Source organism: Nocardia sp. NPDC050406 (genome assembly GCF_044459025.1).
In the GTDB taxonomy this organism is placed as follows: domain Bacteria; phylum Actinomycetota; class Actinomycetes; order Mycobacteriales; family Mycobacteriaceae; genus Nocardia.
This window is the reverse complement of record NZ_JBITIM010000002.1, coordinates 168,734-191,728: the sequence shown is the minus strand read 5'-3', so window position 1 is coordinate 191,728 and position 22,995 is coordinate 168,734. Positions and strand designations below refer to the sequence as shown.

Sequence of the window (22,995 nt, the reverse complement as noted above, 5' to 3'; positions counted from 1 at the left end):
GTCTAAGTCAGAAGTGGTGCGGGACAGGCGGTCCCTCCCACGGAAGCTCGAAAGCCCTACTCCGCGATGGTGATACCCATCGAGCGGGCGGTGCCAGCGATGATCTTCGCCGCAGCGTCGATGTCGTTGGCGTTCAGGTCTTCCTGCTTGGTCTTGGCGATCTCACGGATCTGATCCATGGTGACCTGCGCGACCTTGTTGCGGTGCGGCTCGGCGGAACCCTTCTGCACACCGGCGGCCTTCAGCAGCAGACGCGCGGCGGGCGGCGTCTTCAGCTTGAAGTCGAACGAGCGGTCTTCGTAGACCGTGATCTCGACCGGAATGACGTTGCCACGCTGCGACTCGGTCGCCGCGTTGTACGCCTTGCAGAACTCCATGATGTTCACGCCGTGCTGGCCCAGCGCCGGACCGACGGGCGGCGCGGGGTTGGCCTGGCCAGCCTGGATCTGGAGCTTGATAAGCCCAGAGACCTTCTTCTTCTTCGGGGGCATCTTTCTTCCTTGGTTAGGTTTCTTACGGATTCCCGTAAGCCTTATCCGGGACGTGCGCGTGCCTGCCAAAGGCGCACGCGCAACCCGGCAAGTCTACGCGGACGCGAAAAAGGCGGTGACACCGGCCCAATGGCCGGGCCACCGCCCCTGCGCGACTAAATCTTGGCGACCTGGGTGAAGCCCAGCTCCACCGGAGTCTCGCGGCCGAAGATCGAGACCAGCACCTTGAGCTTCTGCTGCTCGGCATTGACCTCGGAGATGCTGGCCGGGAGGGTGGCGAACGGGCCGTCCATGACGGTGACCGACTCGCCGACCTCGAAGTCGACCTCGATGGTCGGCTTGGCGGCGACCGACTCGCCGGTGGCGGTGGCGCCCGAGGTGGCGGCGGCAGCGGCGGCGGGCTTCTTCTGCTGCGCGGCCGGAACCAGGAACTTCACCACGTCGTTGATGGTCAGCGGCGAGGGCCGGGAGGTCGCGCCGACGAAACCGGTGACGCCGGGGGTGTTGCGCACCGCGCCCCAGGACTCGTCGTTCAGTTCCATGCGGACCAGGATGTAGCCCGGCAGCACCTTGCGGTTGACGTTCTTCTTCTGGCCGTTCTTGATCTCGGTGACCTCTTCGGTCGGCACCTCGACCTGGAAGATGTAGTCCTCGAGACCGAGGTTCTGCACGCGGGTCTCGAGATTGGCCTTCACCTTGTTCTCGTACCCGGCGTAGGAGTGGATCACGTACCAGTCGCCGGGGGCGCGCCGCAGCGCTGCCTTCATCTCCGCGACGGGATCGGCGGGTTCGGCGTCGACGGGTGCGGCCGTGTCGATGGGTGCTTCGGCGTCGATGGGCTCAGCTTCCGCGGTCGGCTCGTCGACCACGGATTCCTCGACGAGATCGGTGGCCTCCACCGCGTCGTCGACCTGGAATTCGTCGGTTGTGCCGTTCTCCGGGGTGCTCACTGGGCACTCGCTTCCTATGTCGTCACGTACATCGATTGCGTACCGCTAGCCGAACAGCCAGTTGACACCCTTGATGAACGCCAGATCGATTCCGCTGATGAACGCGACCATGACGACCACGAACACCAGGACAACGCTCGTATAGGTGACCATCTGTTTGCGGTTGGGCCAGATGACCTTGCGAAGTTCCGAGATGACCTCTTTGAAGAACTTCACCAGGCGCTTGAACGGATTTCCCGTACCGCCGCGGCCTTTGTCGGCCTTGCTTTCCTTCTTCGACGAGGGCCGGTCGATGGTCGCGACCGAACCCGTCGTCTCCGCCTGCGACGCGGAGCGAGACCGCCGCGCGGATCGCTTGCCGCTCGGACGAGCCACCGCACCGGTGTCTTCGCCGTCGTCGTGGCGAGATTCCCGCTCGTCGCTCACGTCGATCCTCTCTCGTCGCTGGCATTCAGGGCAGGGGCGACAGGACTTGAACCTGCAACCTGCGGTTTTGGAGACCGCTGCTCTGCCAATTGAGCTACGCCCCTTCGGCTGGACGATCAGAAATCGGTTGTCCAGCCACCGTTCCAATTCATTTGTACCTGGTTCTCACACACAATCGCGCCGCTCCTCGGAGCAGCGCGCATCGGCTGGTGACCCCAGATTCCCGAGTCTACGTTACGGCGCTCGAGAATCGCCAATCGGGGTAAACCAGCCGCAGCGCGTCGAGTTTTCTCAGGCGACCCGCACTGTGTTCGTCAGGCCAACTGCACGGTGGCGGTGGCGCGGCCGAAGATCTTGCGCCCCTCGGACTTCGCCACAATGGCGACCACGGCGGTGCGGGTCTCCGGATCGACGGATTTCACCTTGCCGGTGTACTCGATCTCGGCGGCGCGGTCGACGGGCACGTAGACCGGGCTGGTGAAGCGGACGTTGTACTCCTTGACCGCACCCGGATCGCCCAGCCACGAGGTGACGAAGCCGCCGCCCAGGCCCATGGTCAACATGCCGTGTGCGACAACGTTTTCCAGGCCGACGAGCTTGCAGACGTCATCGCTCCAGTGAATCGGGTTGGCATCGCCGGAGACGCCCGCGTAGTTCACCAGATCGCCGCGGGTGAGGCGGACGATGCGCTCGGGCAGGATGTCGCCGACGGCGATGTCCTCGAAGCGCAGGCCGTGCTTGGTCCGGACGGCCTGCTCGGTGCGGTCGGCCGGAACCGGGCGCGGCGTCTTCGGCACCTCGGGCACGTCGATGCGGGCGCGGTGCGCGGGCCGCTCGTCCGGGCCGAGGCCGTGCATGAGGACATTGCCCACGGCGCTGGAGAGATTGGGATCGATATCACCGCCGCTGCGGCCGATGAGGGTGGTGTAGGTGGTGAGCACCAACTCGTCGTTCTGCGCGACCACGTCGTTCTTGGTGACGATGATGTCGCCGCCGAAGGCCTGGCGGAACGAGTGCAGGTAGACGATGCAGGAGAGCTGGTCACCGGCCTTGATCGGGCGGTGGAATTCCAGAATCTGATCGGTCTGCATGATCTGGCTCAGGTCGTAACCCGTGACGACCTGCTCGAAGAGGGTGCGCTGGGCCAGAATTCCGACCAGGGAGATGAACGACAGCGGCGCCACCAGACCGTCGTAGCCGTACTCGCGGGCGACGTCCTCGTCCCAGTGCACCGGGTGGTAGTCCTGCACGGCGCGGGCGTATTCACGCACCTTCTCGCGGCCGACCTCGTAGTAATCGTCCACCCGGTAGTGGTGTCCGACCATCGCGGCGGCATGTGCGGCGGGATCGAAAGCCTCGCCCGTTTCGACCATTTCGGCCTCGAGTTCTGTGTCGGCCTCGGTGTGGAGAGTCACGGCAGGAAGTCCCTATCTGATCCCGAGGGATCGGCGGAGCGCTGAACCACCGCTATATACACCAAGTGCCGGACCGGGGCCACTGTCCCTCTGTTTGGAGAGACGAAGCAGCTTTCCGATCCGGCACTTCTTCCACGCGGTAGAGCGCGCGGGGGTAAGTTAGCGGGATTCGCGATGCGCCCGGTGAGTACCGCAGTTCGGGCAGAACTTCTTCAGTTCCAGCCGATCCGGGTCGTTACGCCGGTTCTTCTTGGTGATGTAGTTACGGTGCTTGCACTGCTCGCAGGCCAAGGTGATCTTTGGCCGGATATCAGTGGACTTCGCGGCCACGATTTGCCTTCTTTCCGGTCAACCGACTGGGGTCAATCAGTATGGGGTAGCGATGGCCGGACTTGAACCGGCGACACAACGATTATGAGTCGTTTGCTCTACCGACTGAGCTACACCGCCATGTGCGGGGTTGCAGCGGTTTACGGCCCGGTCAATCCTGGGATGCCGAGTCGGTCACCACCGGCAATCCGGCGAGCCCCCTAACGGAATCGAACCGTTGACCTTTTCCTTACCATGGAAACGCTCTGCCGACTGAGCTAAGGGGGCATGTCTGCTTGGCTCCGACCATGCGGGCGGGGCGCTGAAGACTTGAACGAGGTTACACAACATCTCGACCCATCTCCAAACCGGGTGGTCAGAGGCGGTTTTACGCAATGAATTGACTCAACTCAACGGGTGTCAACTCAACGGCCTCGGCTCCGGTCGAGACGAGACCCGGGACGACTCGCACGGCAGCCCTGCTGCCCCTCACCTCGGCCCGCGCCGCGCCGGGGCCTGGCGCGGATACACGAAACCCCCCGGAACCGGTTGGTTCCAGGGGGTTTCGGTGTGGCAGATGTAGGATTCGAACCTACGTAGGCTCTCGCCGACAGATTTACAGTCTGCTCCCATTGGCCGCTCGGGCAATCTGCCTGGGTTGCGCATCAGCGCGGTGACGAGAATACATCGAACCCCCGGCCGGAATGCAAACCGGCTGGAAAACGCGGTGCCGGACGGACTACCTTCGGCGGTGAACACCCGGAAACTTCCGATCTCGGACAGGAGCAACAAGCGTGGCCGATTCGTCGTTCGATGTCGTCAGCAAGGTCGACCGTCAGGAGGTGGACAATGCCCTCAACCAGGCGGCCAAGGAGCTGAGCACCCGCTACGACTTCCGCGGCACCGGCGCGAGCATCGAGTGGTCGGGCGAGGAGAAGATCGTGCTCCAGGCCGAGGCCGAGGAGCGCGTGAAGGCGGCGCTGGAGGTGTTCAAGGAGAAGCTCATTCGCCGCGACATCTCGCTGAAGTCGTTCGACGCGGGCGACCCGCAGGCCTCCGGCAAGGTGTACAAGATCACAGGCACGATCGTGCAGGGGATCTCGCAGGAGAACGCCAAGAAGATCTCCAAGAAGATTCGCGACGAGGGCCCCAAGGGCGTCAAGGCCCAGATCCAGGGCGAGGAGCTGCGCGTCAGCTCCAAGAGCCGCGACGACCTCCAGGCCGTCATCTCGCTGCTGAAGAACAGCGATTTCGACTGCGCCTTGCAGTTCGTGAACTACCGCTAGCGACGATTCGAAGGGTGCCTCCCACGGGAGGCACCCTTCGTCGTCTCGTTCAGGAGAACGGCCGCAACTCGTCGAAGCGCAGGGAGGCTCGGCCCGCGCCGCGCCAGAGTTTGGCGGTGAGGTCGAGGTCCTCGTCGGTGACGAGATTGCCCATGACGCGAACGGCGGTGCGCTGCAACAGTTTCGAGCGCATGACCGGCGGGCCGCCCAGGGGGACGCTGCGCGGGTGGGTGGCGATGCCCGCCAGGCGGCGCGCCACCGAGAAGGTGCGGCCGTAGCGGGCGCGCAGCATATCGGGCCAGAGCGTGGACAGATCGGGTTCGTCGAGGATCTCGGAGAGCATGTGCCCACCCTCGAGGCCGTAGTCGATGCCCTCGCCGTTGAGCGGGTTCACGCAGCCCGCGGCATCGCCGACGAGCGCCCAGTTGCGGCCCGCCACATGCGAGACCGCGCCGCCCATCGGCAGTAGCGCCGAGGCCACCGCGCGCGCCTCGCCCTCGAAACCCCATTCGTCGCGGCGTTGCGAAACATAATGCTGCAGAAGCGGTTTCAGCGAGATATTGGAGGGCCGCCGCTCCGTGGCGAGCGAGCCGACACCGATATTGACCTCACCGTTGCCCAGCGGGAACACCCAGCCGTAACCGGGCAGCAGGGTGCCCTCGGCATCGCGCAATTCCAGATGCGAGGTGATCCACGGATCGTCGCTGCGCGCCGACTTGATGTAGGCCCGCGCCGCGACACCGTAGGCGTACTGCCGATGCCAGGTGCGCCCGAGCAGTTTGCCCACCGGCGAGCGCACCCCGTCGGCCACGATCAGCGTCTTACAGCTGATGGCGTGCAGGCCGCGATCGGTTTTGACGGTCACCCCGGTGACCCGGTCGCCGTCGCGGGCGACCTCCACCACGCGCGCCCCGTCCACCATGCGCGCGCCCGATTTCACGGCGGTCTCGCGTAGTTTGTCGTCGAGTTCGGTTCGCGGAACGGCACTTCCGTAGGCGGGGAACGACCCGCCCGGCCAGGGCAGCAGCGCCTCGCGCCCGAAACCGGCCATCCGCAGCCCGCGATTGACGGTGTGCGCGCGCAGCCACTCCCCCAGCCCGAGATGTTCGAGTTCGGCGGTCGCGCGCGGCGTCAGCCCGTCACCGCAGGTCTTGTCTCGGGGGAACACCGCCGAATCGGTGAGCAGCACATCGCGCCCGGCCCGCGCCGCCCACGCGGCCGCCGCCGATCCGGCCGGTCCGGCCCCCACCACCAGAACATCCGCGTGCGCGGGCAATACGTCCGACGTCTGCCCCTGCACGGGCGTCGTATCCGGTGAACCCATGCGCCCAATACTTGCAGCACCCGTGATCGGTGTCGACGCGCACCACCTCACACCGAGGAAAGGCACTCCACGCCACAACAACTCGCATGGTTCGCGGCGCGTCTCGGTTCTGGACTGAGTGGAGCGGGGGAGCGAAGCGGAGGAGCGGAGGGAGGGAAGAACCGAGACCTCCAGCGCCGCGAACCTCGCCCGGAGCGAAGCGGAGGGCAAATCCAACACTGTCTATTGCGTCGCACTACGGCGGTGTCCATGGGAGGAAAAGTCGGGACAGGCTAGGTTCTTTGGCGTGGGGTCGAACGCGGCACTGGGAGATGAAATGAGCGCATCGGCTGTGAGCGATGAGAGCACCGTGGTGGCGGGGGTGGATCTTGGCGATCCGGAGCTCGCGGCGACTGTGCGAAACGGCCTGGTCGAGGTCGAGGACCTGCTGATCAAGGAGCTGTCGGACGGGGAGGAGTTCCTCCAGGAGGCGGCGCTGCATCTGGCGAAGGCGGGCGGGAAGCGGTTCCGGCCGCTGTTCACCATCCTGACCGGACAGCTGGGGCCCAAGCCCGACAGCCCGGATCTGATCACCGCGGGCACGGTGGTCGAACTGGTGCACCTGGCCACGCTCTACCACGACGACGTCATGGACGAGGCTCCGCTGCGCCGCGGTGCGCCGAGTGTGAATTCGCGCTGGAGCAACAGCATCGCGATCCTCTCCGGCGACTACCTGTTCGCGCACGCCTCGCGGCTGGTGTCGACCCTGGGTCCGGACGCGGTGCGCATCATCGCCGAGACCTTCGCCGAGCTGGTCACCGGGCAGATGCGGGAAACCTTGGGCGCCAAGGAGTCTCAGGATCCGGTGGAGCACTACCTGCGGGTGGTGTGGGAGAAGACCGGTTCGCTGATCGCGGCCGCGGGCCGATTCGGCGGCACCTTCTCCGGTGCGGATATCGAGCATGTGGAGCGGCTGGCGCGCCTGGGCGACGCGGTGGGCACGGCCTTCCAGATCTCCGACGACATCATCGACATCTCCTCGGTCTCCGAGCAGTCCGGGAAGACGCCGGGCACCGATCTGCGCGAGGGCGTGCACACCCTGCCGGTGCTGTACGCGCTGCGTGAGGAGGGCGCGGAGGGCGATCGGCTGCGCAAGCTGCTGGCCAAGCCGCTCGAGACCGACGACGAGGTCGCCGAGGCGCTGGAGCTGCTGTCGCGCTCGCGCGGCATGGTGCTGGCCAAGGAGAAGTTGCAGGGCTACGCCGATATCGCGCACGCGGAGTTGGCGGCGCTGCCGTCGGGCCCGGCGAACGAGGCGTTGGAGCGGCTGACCCGGTACACCATCGAGCGCGTCGGCTGACCTGCTCGAAGCCCGGCCGGGTCGTAACCGGGGAACCCGTTCCCGCCTGCTTATCGTTGACCTGGTGTAGCGCACATCAGGAGGGGGCGTGGCAGAAGGAGACCGATGCACGGGCATGGTTACGCAAACGGGTTGAAGACCTTCGGGCTCTTGGTGGGCATGTCGGCGTTGATCGTCTTCGCCGGGGCGATGTTCCGCAGCCCGACGATTCTGATCGGCTCGATCGTGCTGGCCGTGGGCATGAACGCCTGGGCGTACTTCAACAGCGACAAGCTGGCTTTGAAGTCGATGCACGCGCAGCCGGTGTCCGAGCTCGAAGCGCCGGTCATGTACCGCATCGTGCGGGAGCTGGCCACCACCGCCCGTCAACCCATGCCGAGGCTCTACATCAGCCCCACCAATGCCCCCAATGCCTTCGCCACGGGTCGCAGTCCCCGCCACGCCGCGGTCTGCTGTACCACCGGCATCCTGCAGATTCTGGACGAGCGTGAGCTACGCGCGGTGCTCGGCCACGAACTCTCGCACGTCTACAACCGCGACATCCTCATCTCCTCGGTGGCGGGCGCGCTCGCCTCGGTGATCTCCGGCCTGGCCAACCTGGCCTTCTTCGCCAGCGCCTTCGGCGGCCGCGGCAACGGCGGCTCGAATTTCCTCGGCATCCTGCTGGTGTCCCTGCTCGGCCCGATCGCCGCCACCGTCATCAAACTGGCCGTCTCCCGCTCCCGCGAATACCAGGCCGACCAGGACGGCGCGGAACTCACCGGCGACCCCTTGGCCCTCGCTTCGGCCCTGCGCAAAATCGAACGCGGCGTCCAAGCCGCCCCCTTGGCCCCCGAACCCCGCATAGCCGCCGAATCCCACATGATGATCGCCAACCCCTTCCGCGCAGGCGAGAAAATGTCCCGCCTCTTCTCCACCCACCCCCCAATGGCCGACCGCATAGCCCGCCTCGAGGAAATGGCAGGCGGCCCCCGCAACTACTAACCCAACTCTCGGGCAGACTCTCAGGGGCTCCGCCCCTGAAACCCCTGGGCGACTTCGCCGCGCCAACGCCCAGCTCGAGCGCCTTCACCGTGCGCTACTCGCCCCGCGCGGCATCAGCCACTCCCCCTGCACGGTCGTGCCCGCCTGCCGCAGGCAGGCGGGCACGAGAATCCCAAGAGTCGGGTTATGCCTTCTGGGTGGCGTACCAGGATTCGATGTGCTTGCGTTCGCTGTCGAGGACCTTGTGGAGGAGGTTTTCGACGAGGGGTTCGATGGCTCCGCCGACTATGGCTACCTTGACGGCTACGGTGCCAACTACCTCGATTTCGGAGCCTGCTGCGGTGGGGCGGAGGGTGTAGGTGCCTTCCATTTCGGTGGTGATGCCCTTGGAGGCGCCCTTGAAGTCGCCCTTGGCGGTTTCGGCTTCGAGGGGGCCCCAGTTGTCGGTGCGCTCGAGGACGAGGTCGCTCTTGAGGACCTTGGTGACGAGGCTGGGGATCTTGTCCTCGGGGGCCTTTTCGGTCATATGGATGCGGATGGTGCCGGGGCCATCCGGGTGCGAGAGGTCGAGGGTGGCGGTGGCGGCTTCGGCGAAGCGCGCCTGCCAGACCTCGTCGTTGGTGAGTGCCCGGTGAAGATCTTCGACCGGAACGTTGTACTGCACGGTGAAGCTGATTTTTCGGGACATGGGCGCACACGGTAGTCCAGCCATTGAATAAGCTGGTGAAGTGTCGGAAACCAGCCAGTCTGCTACCGCGGTGCCGCAGCAGGCCACCCCAGCGCAGCGGCCAATCGACCCAGCGCAGCGGCCCATCAACCAAGCGCAGCGGCAGATCGATCCAGCGCAGCGGCGGGCGAATCGCTTGCGGCGGATCCGAATCGGCATTCTGATCGCCGCCACCGCCATCAGCGCCCTCGCCGTGCTCCTGGTGCTGGCGGCCTGGCGCGACGACCACCTGATCAGCTCCGACAAGGGCGTCGCCACCGGCGAGGTGCTCTCGGCGGGACGGCTGCGCTCGGCGGTCATCTTCGTGACCCCGGACGGCCAGACGCACAACCCCAAGGTCGGTGTGCTCTATCCCACGAAACTGACTGTCGGCGAACGCATCAACGTCGAGTACCGCCGCGACGACCCGGATCTGGTGCGGGTGGCGGGCCGCGACGCCCGGGTGGCCATCATCCCGGCGCTGTCGGTGATCGTGGTGGCGTGGGGTTTGGCACTACCCGCGCTGTGGCTGCTCGCGCGTCTGGGACGCTAGGGTTCGGTTGTGGCGAAAACAGAGCGGCGGGAATCGTTTCGGGCCTCGTTGGAGAAGCAGCCGCACGAGGTCGCGTCGATGTTCGACGGGGTCGCGAAGCGGTACGACCTGACCAATACGGTGATTTCCGGTGGGCAGGACCGGTATTGGCGCTGGGCGACCCGCCAGGCGCTGGCCCTGCGCCCCGGTGAGCGGGTGCTCGACCTGGCCGCCGGAACCGGCGTGTCCACGGTCGACCTGGCCAAGTCGGGCGCGTGGGTGGTGGCCGCGGACTTCTCCCAGGGCATGCTGGCGGCCGGACGCCACCGCGAGGTCCCGATGGTGGCCGCCGACGCCATGGCGCTGCCCTTCGCCGACGACTCCTTCGACGCGGTGACCATCGCCTACGGCCTGCGCAATGTGGCCGATCCGGATCTGGCGCTGCGCGAGATGCTGCGCGTCACCAAGCCGGGCGGTCGCCTGGTGGTGGCGGAGTTCTCCACCCCGACCTTCGGGCCGTTCCGGACCCTGTACATGGAGTACCTGATGAAGGCGCTGCCCAAGGTGGCGCGCGCGGTCTCCAGTAATCCGGACGCGTATGTGTATCTGGCGGAATCGATTCGGGCCTGGCCGACCCAATCGCAGCTGGCCCTGCGCATTGCCGACGCGGGTTGGTCGCGGGTGAAGTGGCGCAATCTCTCGGGCGGCGCGGTGGCGCTGCACCGCGGTTTCAAACTGGGCTGATCGCGATCCGGCTCGCTCCGACCACGGGTTTATGACATACATCACCCCTGGTCACGACCCTCACCGCCGGGAATCCGCGCGGTGAGGAAATTTGTCATCTGCCGATAACGTCCGGTAAATCCCCCGCAATCGGGGATCGGAATGATCGGTCCTATGTCGGATGCAGCCACGCCCCCCACGAGCACCCGCACGGCGTGCTCGTACTGCGGGGTGGGCTGTGGCATCACCGTCGACACCGCGACCGACGAGCGCGGCGCGACGGTGATCGCCAAGGTGAGCGGCGACAAGCTGCACCCCGTGAACGAGGGTCGGCTGTGCACGAAGGGAGCCACCCATCTCGAGCTCATGCGCACCCCGGGCCGGATGGACATCGCGTACCGGCGGCCCGAGCGTGGGCAGGCTCCGGTGGCGGTGCCGGTCGACGCGGCCGTTCAGGAGGCCGCCGCGCGCCTGCGGGTAATCCTCGACACGCACGGCCCGGACGCCATCGCCCTGTACGTGTCGGGGCAGATGTCGATGGAAGCGCAGTATCTGGCGACGAAACTCGCCAAGGGCTATCTGCGCACCGTCCATATCGAGGCCAATTCGCGGCTGTGTATGGCAAGCGCCGCAACGGGTTACAAGCAGTCCCTCGGCGCGGACGGCCCGCCCGGCTCCTACGACGATATCGACCACGCCGACCTGTTCTTCGTCATCGGCGCGAATATGGCCGACTGCCACCCGATTCTGTACCTGCGCATGGCCGACCGCCTGAAGGCGGGCGCGAAACTCATCGTGGTGGACCCGCGCCGCACCGATACGGCCGCACGCGCGGACCTGTTCCTCCAGATCAAGCCCGGCACCGATCTCGCACTGCTGAACGGTCTGCTGCACCTGCTGGTCGAAAACGGCGATATAGACACCGATTTCATCGCCGAGCACACCGAGGGCTGGGAGGCGATGCCGGAGTTCCTGGCCGACTATCCACCCGCCCGCGTCGCCGAGCTCACCGGTCTCGACGAGACGGATCTACGCACCGCCGCCCAGTGGATCGGCGCGGCGGGCGAGTGGATGTCGTTGTGGACCATGGGTTTGAACCAGTCCACGCACGGCACCTGGAACACCAATGCGGTGTGCAATCTGCACTTGGCGACCGGGGCCATATCGCGCCGGGGCAGCGGCCCGTTCTCGCTGACGGGTCAGCCGAATGCCATGGGCGGGCGCGAGATGGGCTATATGGGACCGGGTTTGCCGGGCCAGCGCAGTGTGCTGTCGGCTACCGACCGCAGCTTCGTGGAGACCGCCTGGGGCCTGGCACCGGGCACCATTCGCGATACCGGCGGCCCGGGCACCATCGAGATGTTCCGTGGCCTGGCCGACGGCCGCATCAAGGCGTGCTGGGTCATCTGCTCCAATCCGGTTGCCTCCATGGCGAATCGCAAGACCGTCATCGCCGGTCTGGAGGCCGCGGACCTGGTGATCGCACAGGACGTGTACACCGAGACCGCGACGAACGCTTACGCCGACGTACTGCTCCCCGCCACGCTCTGGGCGGAAGCCGATGCGGTGCAGGTGAATTCGGAGCGCACCATGACGCTGCTGCGACGCTCCGTCGACCCGGTGGGCGAGGCGCGGCCGGATTGGTTGCTCATCGCCCAGGTGGCCACCGCCATGGGCTTCGACGGCTTCGACTTCACCTCCAGCGCGGAGGTTTTCGAGGAGATCCGGCGGTTCTCCAACCCCGCCACCGGATACGACCTGCGCGGTATCAGCTACGAGACACTGCGTGAAGGCCCCATACAGTGGCCGTGCCCCGACCCCGCCCAGCGGCGCAATCCGGTGCGCTACCTGAACGACGGTGTCAGCCAAGACCTTTTCACCGACGCCGACGGCCGCACACCACGGCTGGCCTTCGCCACCCCCAGCCGCCACGCCGTGTTCTGGCCGCGCCCACACCTGCCGCCCGAGGAGATGCCGGACGACGATTACCCGTTCGTCCTCAATACCGGTCGGCTGCAACACCAGTGGCACACCATGACCAAGACCGGAAAGATCGCCAAGCTCACCAAGCTCAATGGCAAGCCGTTCGTGGAAGTGCATCCGGAGGACGCCGAGCGGCTGGGGGCGCGCGATGGGGATCAGCTCGAAATCGCCTCACGCCGTGGCCGTGCCGTCCTGCCCGCCCGGATCAGCGACCGCACCCGCCCGGGCAGCTGCTTCGCACCCTTCCACTGGAACGACGAGCAGGGCGAATACCTGACGATCAACGCCGTCACCAGCGACGCGGTGGATCCGGCCTCGCTGCAACCGGAGTTCAAGGCGTGCGCGGTGCGCCTGCGCAAGGTCGCGACATTCACCGAAACCCGGGAGCGCCCGGCGACTCCCGAACCGGCGGCGACCGCGCCTGCTCCGGGACCACATCCCCTCGCCGCCATGCTGGGCCTGGACAATGCCACCGCGCCCACCCTCAGCGAAACCGAACGCATCTACCTCGGCGGGTATCTGGCCGCGCTGCAATCACTTCCGGTGACCGGGCAGCCGGTACTCCCGGAATCCGCGCCGATGTCCCCCGGCGCGCGAGTCTGGATCGACGGCCTGCTGGCCGGAATGTATTCGCGGACAACCCCGATACCCGCGAATTCCGGCGATACCAGCGCGCCCGCCGAGACGGCGTCACGCACCGTCACGGTGCTGTGGGCCTCGCAGACCGGTACGGCGGAGGAGTTCGCGGCGAGCGTCGCCACCCGCCTCACCGACTCGGGTTTCACCCCCCGCCTGCTCGATATGGACTCGGCGGACCTCGGCGACCTCTCCGGCGATGTGCTGATCATCAGCAGCACCTTCGGCGACGGCGGCCCGCCGGACAATGGCGTGGACTTCTGGGAACGCCTGTCCGACAGCGTGACCCGCTTCCACGGCGTCCGCTACGCGGTCTTCGCGCTGGGCGATTCCTCCTACGACGATTTCTGCGGGCACGGCCGCAAACTCGACGAACTGCTCGCCAAGCGCGGCGCGACCCGGCTGCTGGCACGCGTGGACAGCGAACCCGATTACGAGGACCTGGCACAGCGGTGGCTCGAGGAGGTGCTCGCGCACCTGTCCGAAGCGCCGGGCGATAACCCGAATACCGTTGCGGCCGTCGATGGTTCCGCGTTGCCGGACGCGCCCCTCGGCCCGGTGCCACCGCCCGGAGCCGGGCGTGGCCGCACGGAGCTGCCCCAGCCGCGCGGACGGTCGGCCACCGTCGTCCTCCCGAAGCAGAGTCGCCCGCACCGCGCCGCGCCCGCCCCGTTCACCCGCAACGCGCCGGTCGCCGCACCCCTGGTGCGCAATGAGCTGCTGTCGCATCCGCGTTCGCTCAAGGAGGTGCGACAGTTCGGCTTCGACCTGCGTGGCCTGGACGCGCGCTACGAGGTCGGCGATTCGCTCGGCGTCCGACCCGCCAACTGCGACAAGCTGGTCGCCGAATGGCTCGATGCCACCGGCCTGGACGGGCGGCGCATTGTCGAGATCGACGACCGCGAACTGTTCCTCGGCGAGGCGCTGCGCACCCACTACGACATCACCAAGGTCACCCAGGACCTGCTCACCTTCGTGGCCGACCACAATCCGAGTCCGCGCCTGGCGAAACTGCTGCGCCGCGACAACCGCAACGAACTCGACAGCTACCTGTGGGATCGGCAGGTGGTGGATGTGCTGCGCGATTTCCCGGTGCGCGCCGATCTGGTGGAGTGGCTCGCGACGCTGAAGAAGCTGCAGCCGCGCCAGTATTCGATCTCCTCCAGCCCGCTGGTCAGCCCGCACGAGGTACAGCTCACGGTGGGTGTGGTGCGCTACGGCGATCCCACGGCCATCGGCTCGGCCGCGCGGCGCGGCGGCGTGTCCTCGACGTTTCTGGCCGATCGCGCGGATGCCCCGGTGCCGATCTTCCTGCAGCGCGCACCGCATTTCCGGCCGCCGCTGGATCCCAACGCGCCCATGATCATGGTCGGTCCGGGCACCGGTATCGCGCCGTTCCGCGGCTTCCTCCAGGAGCGGCGGGCCCTGGGCGCGCGGGGCCGCAACTGGCTGTTCTTCGGCGATCAGCACGCCAAGGACAATTTCTACTACCGCGCCGAACTCGAGGACATGTTCCGCTCGGGTTTCCTGACCCGCCTGGACCTGGCCTTCTCCCGGGATCAGCGCGAGCGAATCTACGTGCAGCACCGCATGATCGAGCACGGTGCGGAGCTGTGGGCGTGGCTGCGCGACGGCGGCTACTTCTACGTGTGCGGCGATGCCGCGCGCATGGCCAAGGATGTCGACGACACGCTGCTCAAGATCGCGGGGATTCACGGCAAACTCGATGAAGATGAGGCGCTGGCTTTCAAGAAGCAGCTGATCGCCGAGAAACGGTACGTGCGCGACGTGTACTGACAGAAAGGCGGGACCTTGCGCCGTCGGACCATGGCACGAATGACCTTGGCGGCCTTGGTGACCGCCGCGGGATTGGGAGCCGGTGGCCCGGTGGCCGCGCGGGAACCCGCCCCCGGCGTCACCCTGCCCGCGCTGCGCTCCCCGGACGGCTCCTACATCGAGCGCATCGAGGTGCGCGACAGCCGCAATATCCGGCTACAGGTGCACTCCGCCGCCATGAACATGACGATCCCGGTGGATGTCCTCCGTCCGGCCGACACCTCCGTTCCCCGGCCGACGCTGTACCTGCTCAATGGCGCTGGCGGCGGAATCGACGAGGCCACCTGGCAATTGCGCACCGACGCCTTGGAATTCCTGGGCGAGAAGAACATCAATGTCGTGCAGATCATGGCCAATGGCTTCGCGTTCTACACCGATTGGCTCGAGCCCGACCCGAAGCTCGGCGTGAACAAATGGCATACCTACCTGAGTAGCGAACTGCCGCCGCTCGTCGATGCCGCACTGGGCGCCAATGGCGTGAATGCCATTGCGGGACTGTCCATGGCGGGCGTGGCGGTGTTGAACCTCGTCATCGCGAATCAGGGCATGTTCCGCAGCGCGGCCGTGTTCAGCGGCATCACCCAGACCAGCGATCCACTGGCCCGGGAGGCCGTCCGCCAGATCGTCGAGGAGACCGGCGGCGGCGATGTGGAGAACATGTGGGGCGCACCGGACAATCCGCTGTGGGTGGCCAACGATCCGACCGTGCATGCCGAAAAGCTGCGAGGCACACACTTGTTCGTCTCGACCGGTAATGGCATTCCGGGCATTTACGATCTGCCCGGTAGCCGCTTCCGCACCGAATCACCCGCCGAGACGCCCGAGGTCGTCGCCACCACGGCGTTCATCGAGGCCAATGTCCATCTGTTCAACCGGAATTTGCAGCACCGACTGAATCAACTGGGCATTCCCGCGACATTCGTCTACCGCGACAGCGGCACGCACTCCTGGGGATATTGGCAGGACGATCTGCGCACGGCCTGGCCGATTCTGGCGCAAGGACTGTATTCGACGCCCTGACAGGAACTTTCGGCGCTCGCCACCGCGGACGAGCGCCGGTTCACCTCAGACCAGCGGCGGATTGAGCCGGGCGAAATCCGCCAGCCGGTAGTACGGGTAGTAGGGGTACGGCGGGGTGGTCGCGCTGGCCTTGTCGAGGCGGGCTATCTGCTCGGCCTCGAGCCGCCAGCCGATCGCGCCGAGATTCTGGCGCAGCTGCTCCTCGTTGCGCGCGCCGACGATGACCGTGGCCACGGTGGGCCGGGTCAGCAGCCAGTTCAGCGCGATCTGCGGCACGGTGCGGCCGGTCTCGGCGGCGATCTCCTCGAGCACGTCGACCACGTCGTAGAGCACCTCGTCGTCCACCGGCGGTCCGGCCTCGGCGGTCTGGTGCAGACGGCTGCCCTCCGGAAGCGGTTGTCCACGACGGATTTTGCCGGTGAGCCGACCCCAGCCCAGCGGGCTCCACACCACCGCGCCGACGCCCTGGTCCTGACCCAGCGGCATGAGCTCGTACTCGTAGTCACGACCGACCAGCGAGTAGTACACCTGGTGTGCCACATACCGCGGGAACCCGTGCTCGTCCGCCGCCGCAAGGGATTTCATGAGCTGCCAGCCCGCGAAGTTCGACGCCCCGACATAGCGGATCTTGCCCGCCCGCACCAGATCGTGCAGCGCGCCCAGGGTCTCCTCCACCGGCGTCGCGGCATCGAAGGCATGCAGCTGGAACAGGTCGATGTGATCGACGCCCAGCCGCCGCAGCGAACCCTCGACCGCGCCGATGAGCCGCGACCGTCCGGATCCGGCGTCGTACGGACCGGGGCCGGTGGGCAGGGCGGCCTTGGTGGACAACAGCACCTGGTCGCGCCGCCCCCGAATCGCCTCGCCCAGCACCTCTTCCGACGCACCGTCCGAATAGACATCGGCGGTGTCGAACATGGTGACACCGGCCTCCAGGCTGATGTCCACCATGGTCCGCGCCTGCTTGGCATCGGTGTCGCCCCAGGCGGAGAACAGTGCGCCGCGTCCGCCGAAGGTCCCCGCACCGAAGCTCAATGCCGGAACCAACAACCCCGATGCGCCTAGCCGACGGTACTCCATTGCCTTCTCCTAACGGGAATGCTGTTCCATTAACAAGACCGACGCTACACTCGACTCGTCGCAAATGGAACTGGAGACCCGTTATGACCCTCGACACACCGCAGCCCGGCTCACTGCGCCCCGGCGGTCGCACCGCCCGCGTTCGCGAAGCCGTCCTGCGCGCCGCCGGTGACCTCCTCGCCGAACGCGGGTTCGCCAGCCTCGACCTCGCCGAGGTGGCCGCCCGCGCCGATGTCGGCAAGACCACGGTCTACCGCCGCTGGCGCACCCCCACCGGGCTCATTGCCGACCTACTCGTCGATATGGCCGAAACCTCGCTCCCGCACGCGAATACCGGCAGCCTCGACGGCGACCTGCTGGCCAATGCCCGCCTGGTCGCCAAGACCCTCACCGACCCCCGGCAAGCGCCGCTGTTCAAGGCGGTCATCGCCGCGGCGACCTGCGACGAGGCCACCACCGAGGCCCTGCGCCGCTTCTACGACACCCGCCTGACCGCATGGCTGCCCTGCGTCACGGCCGCGATCTCGCGCGGTGAGCTCCCACCCGAAACCGACGGCCGCGCAGTGCTTTCCGCCGTCTCGGCCCCGCTCTACTACCGGCTCCTCGCCAGCGGCGACCCCCTGGACGACGAGGTGGCCACCGCCGCCGCCGAGGCCGCCGCGCTCGCCGCCCGAGCGGGCCTGTTCACCTCGAAGAAGTCCTAGCGGCTCCAGTTCGGGTCACGGCCGGTGAGGGCGAGAACACGGTCGAAAGTGGAGGAATTGTCGGGCACCGGAACCACCGGGCCGAAGAGGCCGGGAGTGCCTTCGGGCCGGGTGGTGCGGAGCATGTCGAGCAGAACGTCGAGGTCGGCGGCGTCGGGGTTGTAGGGCTGATGGGTGGCGCGCGCCAGATCCCACCCGTGGATGACCAGTTCGTTGAGGGCCACCGTGGCCATCTCGGCGGCGGGCAGGGTGACCCCGCCCGCTTCGGTCTCGCCGGACCAGGCCTCGGGGGCGCGCCAGGCGGCGACCAGGGTCTTGAGTTGGGTGGGAATGCGGTCGCGCCAATCCGCGGGCAGTTCGGGTTCGTCGTCGGTCGGTGAGATGGATTGGCCCACAGCCTCTTTGGTGGCCGCTTGCCGGAACGCCTCGGTGAGCCCCGCCATATGGGCAAGCAGATCTCGAACGGTGGTCGCGTCGCAGGGGGTCGGATCGTCCAACTGCTCCTCGGCGATTCCGGTGATCACCGCCTCCACGCCGGTCGCGGCCGATTCCAGATCGAATGCCGGAGTGTTCATGGGTCCTCCCGAGTGAAGCGGCCGCCCTGGCGGTGGCCCTTGCCCTTGAGGACTACCCCAACCCGCGAAATTCATCGGCCGGACCGATACCGGATCGCGACTCGAACATATGGCCGAATGCGCTGGTGGAGAGGAGAATTGGAAGATGAAGGGTGATCGAGTGGAGATCGTCGTCGATACCGGCGACGGCTACCGGAACTACGAAGTCAGCGCGACCCGCGCCGGGCGACGCGTCGAGGTGCGCATCGCCCGCGGTGTCGCGGAGGTCAGCGAGGTGACCCGAACGGGCACGGCGGTACGGACCGCGCGGTTCATGTCGGCCCGGGTGGTGGCGTTGGTGGAGCATCCCGCCGAGAACGCGCTGCTCCCCGGCGAATGAGAGCGGCCCGCGTAGGACACGTTCGAGCGGGTATTCGCATGATGGTTGCCAGCCCGGTGAATCGGGCGCATCCTCGACACTGTCGTCTCACACGGAGAGGAGCACCTGATGACCGATCGCATCACCGACGCCGTCCCGGAAGCCGATCTGATCGAACAAACGGTCCCGGCCTACCCGGAGGGTGTGGACGATCCCGAGGCCGAGGCCGACGAGGCCGTTCTCCCGGGCACCGCGCAGAGCTGGGGCGCCGACGAGGCCGACGTGATCGAACAGTCCATTCCGGTGCCCCTGGACGACGAATACGACGAAGATCCGGGCAGCGAGTACTGACCCGGCGCAAGCGCGGCGGCGAACCACCCCGATGGGTTCGCCGCCGCTTCGCGTCTACGGGCCTCGTGAATGCGGACTAGCCCGCGATCCCCGCCCGCACGATGGCGTGCAGCTCGCGCAGGCTGGACCGTTCGGTGGCCACCTCGAGCACTCGCGTGCCGTGCGCGTTGCGCTGCAACTCCACCGCGAGCTCCGAGGAGTCCACCTGCCGGTGCGGAATCCGGTAGGCGGCGCACAGCGCGGCCAGGTCCATACCGTGCGGCGTGCCGAAGACCCGCTCGAAAACGCCCGCGTACTGCGGATCGCCCTGTTCGAGCAGTTCGAAGATGCCACCGCCGTCGTCATTGGCGACCACGATGGTGAGGTCCTTGGGCCGCGGCTCCCCCGGCCCGATCAGCAGGCCGGAGGCGTCGTGCAGGAAGGTCAGATCGCCCATGAGGGCGAGGGTGCGGCCCTCGTGCGAGAGCGCCGCGCCGACCGCCGCCGACACCGTGCCGTCGATACCGGCCACACCGCGGTTGGAGAGCACCTTGATACCGGGGCGCGGATGCGAGACCAGCGCCGCGTCGCGCACGGGATTCGAGGCGCCCAAGAGCAATTGGTCGCCGTCGCGCAGCGCGTCCATCACCACGGCGGCCACGTGCAGACCCGTCGGCTTGGGGTGCGAGGCCAGTTCCGCGCGCACCACCGTGCGCGCCCGCTCGTCCAATTCCCGGCAGCGGTCCAGCCATTCGGCGGTCGGCGCGCCGTAGGTCACCGCCCGCGTACCGGTCCCGACCACATTGCCGGACACATCGGGCCAGCGCGGCCCGGTGGTCAGCGCGTACACGGTGACCTCGGGATCGGCCAGCACCCGTGACACCTGCCGGTGCAGCGTCGGCCGCCCGGTGATGATGGCCTGTTTGGGCTGCAACAGCCCCAGCGCGAGCGGATGCAGCGGCGGGCCGTGCATGGGCGCGGTGGGTTCGGCGACGGTCGGCAGCGCGGCCAGCTCCGGCCGATGTCCGGCCCCGTGGCCCGAGATCACCACCGTGTCCAGGGAGAGATCGATATCGAGCGGCACATCCAGGGTCGCGTATTGCGTTGCGGTCCACGGCCTTCCGCTCTCGCGGCCCTCCGGCAGCGGATCACCCACCTGGGCGTCGGGCACCAGCGGCTCGCGCAGCGGGATATCGAAGTGCACCGGCCCGGCATTGCCGGAGCGGGTGCCGCGCGCGGCGGCCAGCACCCGGCACACCGCCGAGCGCCACACGCTGTTCTGTCGGTCGTAGCGCGCGTCCTCCTCGAGTTCGGCGAGCCCGAGGCTGATGGTCGCGCGCACCTGGCTGCCGAACAGTCCGAGCTGCTCCACGGTCTGGTTGGCCCCGGTGCCCAGCATCTCGTAGGGCCGGTTGGCGCTGAGCACGATGAGCGGCACCCGCGCGTAGTTGGCCTCGAGCACCGCCGGACCGAGATTGGCGACCGCGGTGCCGGAGGTCATGACGACGGGCACCGGGCGGCCGCTGGCAATGGCGAGGCCCACGGCGAGGAAACCCGCGCTGCGCTCGTCGATGCGCATGTGCAGCCGCAGTCGCCCCGCGGCGTCCGCGGCCTGTAACGCGAAGGCCAGCGGCGCGTTTCGCGAGCCGGGACACAGAACGACGTCCCGCACACCCCCGCGCGCCAGTTCGTCGACGACGACCTGCGCCTGTGCTGTCGAAGGGTTCACGCCTCCCAGCCTCTCAGACAGTGGCTCCGCGCGCTGCGTCGGCCCGCTCACACTCCCCTGATATAGTTAGGGTTTGCTAACCTAAGCGCATGGCGAAGCGCACCAAGTACCTCAAGCCCGAACACCGCGATTTCATCACCGCGGAAGTGGTGGCGAGCAAGCGAATCAGTCCCAATTTCGTGCGAGTCACGCTGGGCGGCGAGGGACTTGCCGGATTCACCCCCATGGGATTCGACCAGTGGTTCCGATTCTTCATGCCGGGCAAGGACGGTTCGCTGCGCCTACCCACCTCCACCAGCAATCTCGGCTGGTACGCCCAGTACCTCATGATGGGCAAGGAACACCGCCCGACCGCGCGCAACTACACGGTGCGCGACTTCCGCCCCGCCGGTTCGGGCGAATTCGGCTCCACCGCCGAACTCGACATCGACTTCGTCGCACACGGCGACGACAGCCCCGCCTCGGCGTGGGCCAACAACGCCACCCCGGGCAACAAGGTCGGACTGCTCGACGAGGGCATCATGTTCCAGGCCCCCGAGCACACCGAATTCGCGCTGCTGGTCGGCGACGAGAGCGCGCTGCCCGCCATTGCCGGGGTGCTGCGCTCCGCGCCGCGTGAGCTGAAGGGCGCGGCCTTCATCGAGATCCCGCACGCGGACGACGCACAGCGATTGGGCGAACCCGAAGGGGTGCAGGTGAACTGGATCGTGCGCACCGACGCGCACGGTGAGGTGGGCGCGCAGGCCGCCGAGGCGGTGCGCGCGGCGACGCTGCCGAAGCAGGGCGTCTACGCGTTCCTGGCCGGTGAGCAGAAGTTGGTGTCCGGCGTGCGCCGCCATCTGGTGGAGCACGGAATCCCCAAAGCGGACATCACTTTCACCGGCTACTGGCGAGTAGGCAAGGCGCAGGGCTGATTTCGACTGTCGAATAGGCTGTTCGCGGCCCTCCCGAGGGGCCGCGAACCGGCCGGTTTGTATTAGCCAGCGTGACGCTGGACCAGGTCACCGACTCGCGGAAGCGCCTCGGCGACATGCTTCTTCGCCGACGAACGCATCGAGCCGTAGACCTTGGTCAGGGCCGGACGCGAGGACGCGGCCGCCCGCTCGTCGGTCACCGACAGCAGCGCCTCGGCAACCTCGTCCTGCTTGGCGACCAGCAGATCGGCGAAAGAGCCGGTGCCGCTTGCCTTGTACTCGGCCCAGTACGGCTCGAGCTTGTCGACGAACTTCGGCGCGAAGGAATTCAGAGCGTCACCGACGATGGTCGGGCTGACCTTCTTGACCGCGGCGTAGCCGCCCTTCACGGCCAGACCGGACGCGCCGCCCTTATCCGACACCTCCGCATCCAGAACCGCTTGGGCATCGGCCAGGAAGGCCGCGCGCTTGGTGTCGTCGAGCAGGGATTCAGACAGTGCTGCAACCACTTTCAGGTTCCTCCGGATAGTTTTTCGATGAACGAGCGCACGCAACTATACGCACCGTGGTCCCCGCACACACGGTGCCGACGCGCTACGGCTGCCAAGGCAGCAACTGCACCATAAGCCCTTCACAATCGGCCAGCAGCGTTTCACTTTCATCCAACAGTCGTGCGCTGACGAAGGTTTTGCGGCCCTCGACCCGATCCACGGTTCCTACCACCGTCAATGGCGTCTCCAAGGGCGTGACTTTGCGGTAGTTCACATGAAGATAGGCGGTGCGACTGATCGGTCGTCCGGCATAGTGCACCAGCGCGCCGAACAAGTCATCGAACAGCAACGGCAGCACGCCACCGTGCGCGGCGCCGTTGCCGCCCAAGTGATATCGGCGGAAGACCCCTTGACTGCGGATGCCGTTCGGCCCCGCCTCGACGATCTGCCAGGGCAGCATCAGCAAACTTCCGCGCCCCGGCAGCTTGGTGGAGCGCCCGGCCGGGCTGGCCAGTTCCGGCGCGCGATGGGGCTCGAGCAGATCGATGAGATCCCGCGCTCGCGCCAGCGCCTGCCCGAACACCTCGTCGGGGGCGTCGACGGAGACCGCGAGGTCCTGCAGGGTCCGCATGGCATCCACGAAGGGCCCGAAATTCGGTCCGGGATCGGCCTCGGCGATCTTGGGGAATCCGCCGTGCTTCTCGTACTTGTCCGGATCGACCGCGCTGGCGTCGATAACAGGTTCTACTCGTTCGCTCATACCAGCACGGTAGCGGGCGTTTTTACACCGTCAAGTCGTACGGTGTGCCACACCACACTTGCTGGGACCGCACAGTTGGATAGCGCCTGGGCGC

The 22,995-nt window shown here is 67.1% G+C and carries 23 protein-coding genes and 4 tRNA genes; 11 read left to right on the top strand and 16 right to left on the bottom strand.

Translation table 11 applies throughout. The annotated features are described in order from the left end of the window. Nucleotides 1–56 precede the first annotated feature (56 nt). The 9 genes from rplK to ACIBH2_RS14440 form a co-directional block, all read right to left on the bottom strand. Complete coding sequence (gene rplK / locus ACIBH2_RS14480) at nucleotides 57–491, bottom strand: 50S ribosomal protein L11 (RefSeq protein ID WP_379205188.1); 435 nt, start codon at nucleotides 489–491, stop codon at nucleotides 57–59. Between the two features lie 155 nt (nucleotides 492–646). After that, nucleotides 647–1,441 carry a transcription termination/antitermination protein NusG gene (gene nusG / locus ACIBH2_RS14475; protein ID WP_397117420.1) on the bottom strand — a complete coding sequence of 265 codons (795 nt, stop codon included), beginning with the start codon at nucleotides 1,439–1,441 and terminating at the stop codon, nucleotides 647–649. 45 nt (nucleotides 1,442–1,486) lie between these two features. Then, nucleotides 1,487–1,867: a preprotein translocase subunit SecE gene (secE, locus tag ACIBH2_RS14470; RefSeq protein ID WP_397117418.1), complete on the bottom strand. Its 381-nt coding sequence runs from the start codon at nucleotides 1,865–1,867 to the stop codon at nucleotides 1,487–1,489. Nucleotides 1,868–1,898: 31 nt separating this feature from the next. Then, a tRNA-Trp gene (locus ACIBH2_RS14465) sits at nucleotides 1,899–1,971 on the bottom strand. A gap of 210 nt (nucleotides 1,972–2,181) precedes the next feature. After that, on the bottom strand, nucleotides 2,182–3,240 hold the full coding sequence (locus ACIBH2_RS14460; RefSeq protein WP_397120747.1) for a fused (3R)-hydroxyacyl-ACP dehydratase subunits HadA/HadB: 1,059 nt from the start codon (nucleotides 3,238–3,240) through the stop codon (nucleotides 2,182–2,184). Nucleotides 3,241–3,441: 201 nt separating this feature from the next. Next, a complete protein-coding gene (rpmG, locus tag ACIBH2_RS14455; protein ID WP_029925945.1) occupies nucleotides 3,442–3,612 on the bottom strand; it encodes a 50S ribosomal protein L33 in 171 nt (56 codons plus the stop codon). Between the two features lie 47 nt (nucleotides 3,613–3,659). Further along, nucleotides 3,660–3,732, bottom strand: a tRNA-Met gene (locus tag ACIBH2_RS14450). A gap of 74 nt (nucleotides 3,733–3,806) precedes the next feature. Next, nucleotides 3,807–3,879 (bottom strand) — tRNA-Thr (locus ACIBH2_RS14445). Between the two features lie 283 nt (nucleotides 3,880–4,162). Further along, a tRNA-Tyr gene (locus ACIBH2_RS14440) sits at nucleotides 4,163–4,245 on the bottom strand. A 140-nt stretch (nucleotides 4,246–4,385) separates the two neighbouring features. On the opposite strand from ACIBH2_RS14440, the gene ACIBH2_RS14435 reads away from it, so the two are divergent. Further along, nucleotides 4,386–4,877 (top strand): YajQ family cyclic di-GMP-binding protein, encoded by a 492-nt coding sequence (locus ACIBH2_RS14435; protein ID WP_397117416.1) that lies wholly within the window; start codon nucleotides 4,386–4,388, stop codon nucleotides 4,875–4,877. 49 nt (nucleotides 4,878–4,926) lie between these two features. Here ACIBH2_RS14435 and ACIBH2_RS14430 read toward each other — a convergent pair whose 3' ends face one another. Continuing rightward, nucleotides 4,927–6,201, bottom strand: a complete 1,275-nt coding sequence (locus ACIBH2_RS14430; protein ID WP_397117415.1) for a geranylgeranyl reductase family protein — start codon at nucleotides 6,199–6,201, stop codon at nucleotides 4,927–4,929. Nucleotides 6,202–6,517: 316 nt separating this feature from the next. Here ACIBH2_RS14430 and ACIBH2_RS14425 point away from each other — a divergent pair, with 316 nt between their 5' ends. Both ACIBH2_RS14425 and htpX read left to right on the top strand, forming a co-directional pair. Further along, nucleotides 6,518–7,540: a polyprenyl synthetase family protein gene (locus ACIBH2_RS14425; RefSeq protein WP_397117414.1), complete on the top strand. Its 1,023-nt coding sequence runs from the start codon at nucleotides 6,518–6,520 to the stop codon at nucleotides 7,538–7,540. Nucleotides 7,541–7,645: 105 nt separating this feature from the next. Further along, nucleotides 7,646–8,524 carry a zinc metalloprotease HtpX gene (htpX, locus tag ACIBH2_RS14420; RefSeq protein ID WP_397117413.1) on the top strand — a complete coding sequence of 293 codons (879 nt, stop codon included), beginning with the start codon at nucleotides 7,646–7,648 and terminating at the stop codon, nucleotides 8,522–8,524. Between the two features lie 184 nt (nucleotides 8,525–8,708). On the opposite strand, the gene ACIBH2_RS14415 is transcribed toward htpX, so the two are convergent. Then, the gene (locus tag ACIBH2_RS14415; protein WP_397117411.1) at nucleotides 8,709–9,212 is read right to left on the bottom strand and encodes a DUF2505 domain-containing protein; all 504 of its coding nucleotides are present in this window, start codon (nucleotides 9,210–9,212) and stop codon (nucleotides 8,709–8,711) included. A gap of 145 nt (nucleotides 9,213–9,357) precedes the next feature. On the opposite strand from ACIBH2_RS14415, the gene ACIBH2_RS14410 reads away from it, so the two are divergent. From ACIBH2_RS14410 to ACIBH2_RS14395, 4 genes are all read left to right on the top strand, one after another. Then, a complete protein-coding gene (locus ACIBH2_RS14410; RefSeq protein WP_397120745.1) occupies nucleotides 9,358–9,783 on the top strand; it encodes a DUF3592 domain-containing protein in 426 nt (141 codons plus the stop codon). A 9-nt stretch (nucleotides 9,784–9,792) separates the two neighbouring features. Further along, on the top strand, nucleotides 9,793–10,506 hold the full coding sequence (locus ACIBH2_RS14405; RefSeq protein ID WP_397117409.1) for a demethylmenaquinone methyltransferase: 714 nt from the start codon (nucleotides 9,793–9,795) through the stop codon (nucleotides 10,504–10,506). A gap of 153 nt (nucleotides 10,507–10,659) precedes the next feature. Beyond that, nucleotides 10,660–14,901 carry a molybdopterin-dependent oxidoreductase gene (locus ACIBH2_RS14400; RefSeq protein ID WP_397117407.1) on the top strand — a complete coding sequence of 1,414 codons (4,242 nt, stop codon included), beginning with the start codon at nucleotides 10,660–10,662 and terminating at the stop codon, nucleotides 14,899–14,901. Nucleotides 14,902–14,931: 30 nt separating this feature from the next. Continuing rightward, nucleotides 14,932–15,960 carry an alpha/beta hydrolase gene (locus tag ACIBH2_RS14395; RefSeq protein ID WP_397117405.1) on the top strand — a complete coding sequence of 343 codons (1,029 nt, stop codon included), beginning with the start codon at nucleotides 14,932–14,934 and terminating at the stop codon, nucleotides 15,958–15,960. A gap of 45 nt (nucleotides 15,961–16,005) precedes the next feature. Here ACIBH2_RS14395 and ACIBH2_RS14390 read toward each other — a convergent pair whose 3' ends face one another. Beyond that, nucleotides 16,006–17,040 (bottom strand): aldo/keto reductase, encoded by a 1,035-nt coding sequence (locus tag ACIBH2_RS14390; RefSeq protein WP_397117403.1) that lies wholly within the window; start codon nucleotides 17,038–17,040, stop codon nucleotides 16,006–16,008. Nucleotides 17,041–17,123: 83 nt separating this feature from the next. Between ACIBH2_RS14390 and ACIBH2_RS14385 the strand changes: the two genes are divergently transcribed. Then, nucleotides 17,124–17,744 carry a TetR/AcrR family transcriptional regulator gene (locus ACIBH2_RS14385; RefSeq protein ID WP_397117401.1) on the top strand — a complete coding sequence of 207 codons (621 nt, stop codon included), beginning with the start codon at nucleotides 17,124–17,126 and terminating at the stop codon, nucleotides 17,742–17,744. Here ACIBH2_RS14385 and ACIBH2_RS14380 read toward each other — a convergent pair. Beyond that, on the bottom strand, nucleotides 17,741–18,319 hold the full coding sequence (locus ACIBH2_RS14380) for a TIGR03086 family metal-binding protein (RefSeq protein WP_397117399.1): 579 nt from the start codon (nucleotides 18,317–18,319) through the stop codon (nucleotides 17,741–17,743). The genes ACIBH2_RS14385 and ACIBH2_RS14380 overlap by 4 nt on opposite strands. Before the next feature lie 145 nt (nucleotides 18,320–18,464). On the opposite strand from ACIBH2_RS14380, the gene ACIBH2_RS14375 reads away from it, so the two are divergent. Then, the gene (locus ACIBH2_RS14375) at nucleotides 18,465–18,698 is read left to right on the top strand and encodes a hypothetical protein (protein WP_397117397.1); all 234 of its coding nucleotides are present in this window, start codon (nucleotides 18,465–18,467) and stop codon (nucleotides 18,696–18,698) included. Nucleotides 18,699–18,806: 108 nt separating this feature from the next. Further along, the gene (locus ACIBH2_RS14370) at nucleotides 18,807–19,028 is read left to right on the top strand and encodes a hypothetical protein (protein ID WP_397117395.1); all 222 of its coding nucleotides are present in this window, start codon (nucleotides 18,807–18,809) and stop codon (nucleotides 19,026–19,028) included. A gap of 76 nt (nucleotides 19,029–19,104) precedes the next feature. On the opposite strand, the gene menD is transcribed toward ACIBH2_RS14370, so the two are convergent. After that, nucleotides 19,105–20,736: a 2-succinyl-5-enolpyruvyl-6-hydroxy-3-cyclohexene-1-carboxylic-acid synthase gene (gene menD, locus ACIBH2_RS14365; protein ID WP_397117393.1), complete on the bottom strand. Its 1,632-nt coding sequence runs from the start codon at nucleotides 20,734–20,736 to the stop codon at nucleotides 19,105–19,107. Between the two features lie 89 nt (nucleotides 20,737–20,825). Between menD and ACIBH2_RS14360 the strand changes: the two genes are divergently transcribed. Further along, a complete protein-coding gene (locus tag ACIBH2_RS14360; protein WP_397117391.1) occupies nucleotides 20,826–21,650 on the top strand; it encodes a siderophore-interacting protein in 825 nt (274 codons plus the stop codon). Nucleotides 21,651–21,712: 62 nt separating this feature from the next. On the opposite strand, the gene ACIBH2_RS14355 is transcribed toward ACIBH2_RS14360, so the two are convergent. Further along, nucleotides 21,713–22,159 carry a DUF6918 family protein gene (locus ACIBH2_RS14355; RefSeq protein ID WP_397117389.1) on the bottom strand — a complete coding sequence of 149 codons (447 nt, stop codon included), beginning with the start codon at nucleotides 22,157–22,159 and terminating at the stop codon, nucleotides 21,713–21,715. Between the two features lie 85 nt (nucleotides 22,160–22,244). Further along, a complete protein-coding gene (locus tag ACIBH2_RS14350) occupies nucleotides 22,245–22,901 on the bottom strand; it encodes a PaaI family thioesterase (RefSeq protein ID WP_397117387.1) in 657 nt (218 codons plus the stop codon). Nucleotides 22,902–22,995 lie beyond the last annotated feature (94 nt).